This is a genomic window from Campylobacter sp. IFREMER_LSEM_CL1085 (assembly GCF_025772235.1).
GTDB classification, from domain to species: Bacteria; Campylobacterota; Campylobacteria; order Campylobacterales; family Campylobacteraceae; genus Campylobacter_D; species Campylobacter_D lari_D.
In genome coordinates this window covers 41814-47913 of record NZ_JAKMRU010000014.1, presented here as the reverse complement: position 1 = coordinate 47913, position 6100 = coordinate 41814, and the positions used below count along the sequence as shown (strand labels likewise).

Annotated in this window: 9 protein-coding genes; 6 read left to right on the top strand and 3 right to left on the bottom strand. The window is 30.5% G+C overall.

Features of this window, described 5'->3' with window-relative positions:
- Positions 1–981: cache domain-containing protein (locus L8W56_RS06630; RefSeq protein WP_263659787.1), on the bottom strand; the 981-nt coding region annotated here is incomplete at its 3' end.
- Positions 982–1225: 244 nt separating this feature from the next.
- Complete coding sequence (locus tag L8W56_RS06625) at positions 1226–1822, bottom strand: peroxiredoxin (protein WP_133319569.1); 597 nt, start codon at positions 1820–1822, stop codon at positions 1226–1228.
- 186 nt (positions 1823–2008) lie between these two features.
- On the opposite strand from L8W56_RS06625, the gene L8W56_RS06620 reads away from it, so the two are divergent.
- The 6 genes from L8W56_RS06620 to L8W56_RS06595 all read left to right on the top strand — a co-directional run bounded on the left by L8W56_RS06620 (position 2009) and on the right by L8W56_RS06595 (position 5343).
- Entirely contained in the window at positions 2009–2293 is a 285-nt protein-coding gene (locus L8W56_RS06620; RefSeq protein ID WP_039619165.1) for a ferredoxin, 4Fe-4S, read from the top strand.
- A gap of 157 nt (positions 2294–2450) precedes the next feature.
- The gene (gene ndk, locus L8W56_RS06615; RefSeq protein ID WP_039642239.1) at positions 2451–2864 is read left to right on the top strand and encodes a nucleoside-diphosphate kinase; all 414 of its coding nucleotides are present in this window, start codon (positions 2451–2453) and stop codon (positions 2862–2864) included.
- Positions 2864–3217: a hypothetical protein gene (locus tag L8W56_RS06610; RefSeq protein WP_087699608.1), complete on the top strand. Its 354-nt coding sequence runs from the start codon at positions 2864–2866 to the stop codon at positions 3215–3217. The genes ndk and L8W56_RS06610 overlap by 1 nt, the downstream gene beginning before the upstream one ends.
- 14 nt (positions 3218–3231) lie before the next feature.
- On the top strand, positions 3232–3378 hold the full coding sequence (gene rpmF / locus L8W56_RS06605) for a 50S ribosomal protein L32 (protein WP_012662034.1): 147 nt from the start codon (positions 3232–3234) through the stop codon (positions 3376–3378).
- A 5-nt stretch (positions 3379–3383) separates the two neighbouring features.
- The gene (plsX, locus tag L8W56_RS06600) at positions 3384–4373 is read left to right on the top strand and encodes a phosphate acyltransferase PlsX (protein WP_263659786.1); all 990 of its coding nucleotides are present in this window, start codon (positions 3384–3386) and stop codon (positions 4371–4373) included.
- Entirely contained in the window at positions 4360–5343 is a 984-nt protein-coding gene (locus L8W56_RS06595) for a beta-ketoacyl-ACP synthase III (RefSeq protein WP_263659785.1), read from the top strand. Before plsX ends, L8W56_RS06595 begins: the two co-directional genes overlap by 14 nt.
- A gap of 18 nt (positions 5344–5361) precedes the next feature.
- Here the strand turns inward: L8W56_RS06595 and motB are convergent, their stop codons facing one another.
- Entirely contained in the window at positions 5362–6096 is a 735-nt protein-coding gene (gene motB, locus L8W56_RS06590) for a flagellar motor protein MotB (RefSeq protein WP_220566602.1), read from the bottom strand.
- Between the last annotated feature and the right edge of the window lie 4 nt (positions 6097–6100).

Below are 6100 nucleotides of genomic sequence, written 5' to 3'. Positions count from 1 at the left end.
GTTAAGGCCGGTAGTTATAACTGCTATAGGTTTTAAGTTTTTAATAATAGCAAATCTTACTAAGATTAAAGCTACAATAATAGCTATTAATGCAATAATAACTTGTTGGAATAAAACTTTATTAACTGCATCGGTATATACAGATTCATCTGTAATAGAACATACAATGTATTTTGGATTTAAAGTTTGATTACAAGTTGCAACTTGTGTTTTGCCTGCACCATCTTTGGCATAAAATAAGGTATCTTCTTTACTTGGATCAATTAAATCAGGCTCTGCTTTAATAGCATTTGCTATATTAATACTTAAGTCAGTTTTAGTAAGCATTTTATCTTTATCTTCGTGGAAAATTACCATACCTTCTTTATCATATACTGCTGCATAGGAACTTTGAGAATGCCCTATAGCTAAAACATCTTTAGAAAAAGTATGTAAATTATAGTCACCTCCAACTACCGCTAAGAGTTTTCCATTAGCATAAACAGGAATAGCATAAGTAATTCCTATTTCTCCTGTTGTTACAGATTTATATGGATCAGTTGTTATAAATTTTCCAGCTGCTTTAGCTTCTTTATACCAACCTCTATTTTTGGTATCATAACCTTTTGATAAATCAAGTACTTGACCATCTGATTGATAATTTTTGCCACTATCTTCAAAACCAACATAAACTAGCTCAAAACCAGAAGTTTTTGCAGCTAGTTTGAGATTTTGCATAATTTGTTCTGAAGGCATATTTAAATTACTAGAAAATTGTTCTGCTAAAGATTCTATAGCTAATCTTTTAGTTGTTCCATAAAAATCATACAGAGCATTTGTATCCATCATATTGTTTATTTGCATTTCTGTTAGTAAATCAAAAGTACTATTTTTTGAATTAAAATAACTGACTAAATTAATCAGTATTACAATAGAAACTACACCTACACACATTATCCATATAAGCTTTGAAGATAAGCTCTTAGAAAATGAAAAAACCATAACAGCTCCTTAAAATTTTGTAGTAAATTTTTATACAACGATTATCATGCTATTAATACAATAAAATGACAACAAAATAATAAATATATAAAATAAAAAGTAAATTATTTATTACATGATGTCCTAGTTATAATATTTTAAAAGCATTTATCAAAAATGTATATTAATCAGTATATTTTGAGAGTATTGTAACTTTATAACACAATTTATACTAAGCTGAAAGAATAACTTTCAGCTTAAAAAATTATAATTTATTTTCGTTTTTACTTAGATAATCAGCAACACCTTTAGGGTCAGCCTTCATACCTTCATCGCCTTTATTCCAACCAGCTGGGCAAACTTCACCATGTTCATTAGTAAATAGCATAGTATCAACCATTCTAATCATTTCATCAATGTTTCTTCCAAGTGGTAAGTCATTTATAACTGCATGGCGGATTGTTCCATCAGCATCAAGCAAGAAAGAACCTCTTAAAGCAACTGCTTCTTCAAATAAAACATCAAAATTTCTAGCAATTTGTTTTGTTAAGTCAGCTACTAAAGGAAATTTAACTTGACCTATACCACCTTGATTTACAGGCATATTTTTCCAAGCAAAGTGAGAGAATTCGTTATCGCAAGATACACCAATTACTTCAATACCTCTATCTTTAAAATCTTGATATCTTTTATCAAAAGCAATAATTTCAGAAGGGCAAACAAAAGTAAAATCTTTTGGATAGAAAAATACTACTGCACCTTTTGGTCCTATATTTTTATAAAGATTAAAATCTCCAACTATTTCATTATTACCTAATACAGCAGGTGCTGTAAAATCAATAGCTTTTTTAGTTACTATCATCGTTTATCTCCTAATTAATAAATTTTATTTGTAACAAAATAATATCATTTGTAAATTTAAAAATTTATTAATTGTGTAAATTTGTATGTAAATTAATTTTATTATCAAAATTAAAAGATTTTAAGAATAAAATTAAGACAATTTTGATAATCTTATATTAAACTTTTAATATTTAAGGAGTAAAAAATGGCAGTTAAAATTACTGATATTTGTATAGCATGTGGTTCTTGTATAGATGAATGCCCAGTAAGTGCAATCGTAGATGATGCAAATAACCCTGAGGGCGAAGATAGATATTATGTTTATGCTGATAAATGTGTTGAATGTGTAGGACATAATGATCAGCCAGCATGTGCAAGTGCATGTCCAACTGATGGCTGTATTGTATGGAGCGATGTAGTTAGTGGTCAACCAAGTCGTGATAATATCGGAAGCGATTTAAGAGATGGCTCAACTCCGGTATTTGCTTAATTAATACCCAATACAAGCATCTTTCTAGTATTTAAGATGCTTGTAGCTTCTTCATTTTATAACTCAAAATTACAATTTTTATATAATTTTAAAGCATTTTTTGATATAATTAGCTCTTTTATAAATATAAAACTTATTCTAAATTAAGGGGACGATTTTGGAAAAAACACTTTCTATTATTAAACCTGATGCAGTAAAAAAAGGCGTTATTGGTCAAATTTTAACACGCTTTGAAAGCAATGGTCTAAGAATAGCGGCTACAAAAAAAATACAGCTTTCAGAAAAAGAAGCACAAGAATTTTATGCTGTACACAAAGATAGACCATTTTTTAAAGACTTAGTTGAATTTATGATCAGTGGTCCAGTTGTGGTTTCTGTTTTAGAAGGCGAAAATGCTGTGTTAAAAAACAGAGAATTAATGGGTGCTACAAATCCAAAAGAAGCGGCTCCTGGTACTATCAGAGCAGATTTTGCAGATAGTATTGATGCAAACGCGGTTCATGGAAGCGATAGCTTGGAAAATGCAAAAATTGAAATAGAATTTTTCTTTTCAAAAACTGAAATTTTATAATGAAAATTGCCTTTGCAAAACTTAGCTCTGTAGCTTATCCTTTTAAACTAGATCTTGATAATATAGTTTTTGAAGGAACTATTACAAAAGTTAATCCAAAATTAGCTAAAATAACAGCTAATTTTAAAGGATTTACTTATAGAAATTGCGATCGATGTGGTGATGAAATGGAACTTGAAATCGATCAAAATATAGAGCTTTTTGCAAGCGATGGAATTTTTAAAGATGAAAATAATACTTTAAGTGATACTATGGAGTTTTTTGACTCTCATATTGACTTAATAGAGCTTGCTACAAGTGAATTACAATCTTACTTAAGTGATTATTTTTATTGTAATAAATGTTTAAATTAATAAAGGAGTAAAAAATGGCAGTACCTAAGAGAAGAGTGAGCAAAACTCGCGCAGCAAAACGCAGAACTCATTACAAAGTTACCCTACCTATGCCTATTAAGGATAAAGATGGTAGCTACAAAATGCCTCATCGTGTAAATCCTGTAACTAAGGAATATTAAGAACAATGACGAGCATTGCTATTGATGCAATGGGTGGTGATTTTGGGGAAAAGCCTATTATAGAAGGTGTAATTCAAGCTCTAAAAGAGCGAAAATTTAAAGCCATCTTAGTAGGAGATCCTCAAAAGCTTAAAACCTTAATCCCTCAAGAATTAAACTCATATATAGAATATGAAGAGGCTTTTGATGTATTTGCTATGGAAGAAAATTCTACAGATGCATTAAAACGAAAAGATAGTACAATCTACAAAGCCATAGATTTAGTAAGAAATCAAAAAGCAAAAGCTGTTGTGTCAGCTGGACATAGTGGAGCTACTATGAGTTTGGCTACTTTAAGACTTGGAAGATTAGCCAATATCGCTAGACCTGCAATAGCCACTTTAATGCCAAATATCCATTCAAGAACATTAGTGTTAGATGTTGGTGCAAATGTTGATTGCAAAAGTGAGCATTTGTTTCAATTTGCCATTATGGGTGAAGCCTATGCTAAAGAAATTTTAAAAATTGCTAAGCCTAGAGTTGCTTTGCTTTCAAATGGTGAAGAAGAATGCAAAGGAAATGAGCTTACTAAAGAAACCCATCAACTTTTAAAGCAACTTTCAAATTTTGTCGGAAATGCTGAAGGAAGAGATATATTTAATGGCACGATAGATGTATTAGTATGCGATGGTTTTAATGGAAATATCTTACTTAAAACCGGCGAAGGTGTAGCAAGTGTTATTACAAAACTTTTAAAACAAGAAATTCAAAAATCTTTTTTATCAAAACTTGGCTATCTTTTAGCAAAACCTGCTTTTAATGAATTAAAAACCCACATTGATTATGAAGAATATGGCGGGGCTCCACTTCTAGGTGTGAAAGAATGTGTCATTATAAGTCATGGTAAAAGCGGTCCAAAAGCCATTAAAAATGCTATTTTTCAAGCATTAAATTTTACACAATCAAATATAAATCAAACTATAGAAAAAGAACTTGCCAATTATGAAATCAACTAAAGCTTCATTAAAAAGTATAGCTTCTTACATCCCTGAAAAAATACTTAGCAATAAAGAATTAGAATCTATGGTGCAAACTAGTGATGAGTGGATATTAAGAAGAACAGGAATAGAACAAAGACGCATAGCAAATGATGATGAAAACACAAGTGATCTTGGTACTAAAGCAGCTATCAAAGCTATACAAAGAGCGAATTTAAAACCTCAAGACATAGATGCTATTATTGTTGCTACTTTAAGTCCTGATTGCTTTACTATGCCATCAACTGCATGTAAAATTGCTCATAATCTTGGATTAAAAAACATCACTGCTTTTGACATTTCTGCAGCATGTTCAGGGTTTATTTATCTTTTAGAACTTGCTAAATCTATGGTTGAAAGCAAAACAAAGAAAAATGTTTTAATTATTGGAGCTGAAAAAATTAGCTCTATTATAGACTATACAGATAGAAGTATTTGTGTTTTATTTGGCGATGGAGCTGGTGCTGGAATTGTATCTTTAGATGATAATTATCCGATTATAGATACCCATACAGCAAGTGATGGGGAGTTTGGAGATTTATTAATAACTCAAAGATCTCAAAAAAGTAGCATTTGCTCTCCTCTTTCTATGCAAATGAAAGGAAACGAAGTATTTAAAATTGCAGTAAATACTCTAAGTAACGATGTTGTTGATATTCTTACAAAAAATAATATAAAAAGTGAAGAAATTGATCTTTTTATACCTCATCAAGCTAATTTAAGAATTATTAAAGCCGTGCAAGAAAAATTAAATTTTACAGATGAACAATGCGTAGTTACAGTGCAAAAATACGGCAATACTTCAGCAGCCTCAATACCTATGGCAATGAATGATGCTTATGAACAAGGTCGTTTAAAACAAGGCTCACTAATATTGCTTGATGCTTTTGGTGGTGGATTTACTTGGGGTTCAGCATTGCTTCGTTTTGGCGGAGAAAATAACAAATAAGTTTATAAAGCTTATTTGTTATTTAAAAGTTTCTATTTGATCTAATACTGACTTTCTAACTTGATTGTCTGAAGAATCTACGCGAATATAAAACTCTACCCTATTATTTATTTCATCTTCTTTATTTGCACTTAAAGGATAATTATCACCAAAACTTACAACTATAAGTTGAGTTGGATCGATTCCTTTAGCTATTAAATAATCAGCTACAACTTGAGATCTTTTACTAGCTAAATCAAAATTTCTCTTAGGATCCCGATCGCTTGCATCAGTATAACCTCTAAGTTCTATTTGAGCTTGCTTTGGCATTTTCTTAAGCACTTCACTAATACGCTTTAAAAAATCTTGTACATCAGCAGAATCAATCTGAATACTACCCCTAGCAAATTCAACTCTAGCTGGTAAATTTAAAACTATATTATTTTCTCTTTGATCTAATGCTGCTTTTAATTTTTCTATATTTTCTTGTTGAGTAATACTTAATTTCTTAAGTTTTTCAAGCTCTTCTACATTTGCATTTGAAGGTGCACTATATTTATTATGCACTTCACTTTCTTTTTCTAAAGGACTAGAAGCAGTGAATTCAAAAATTTTAACAAATTCAGTTTTCAAGGCTTCAGTTTTTGCAGGATTACTTTCAGAAATCGCCCAAAGAGCAATAAAAAGTGCCAAAAGCAAACTTAAAAAGTCTGCATAAGGCACTGCCCATTTTTCACCTGCTGGACATTCTGGACATTTATGTTTTTTTCCCATTTTT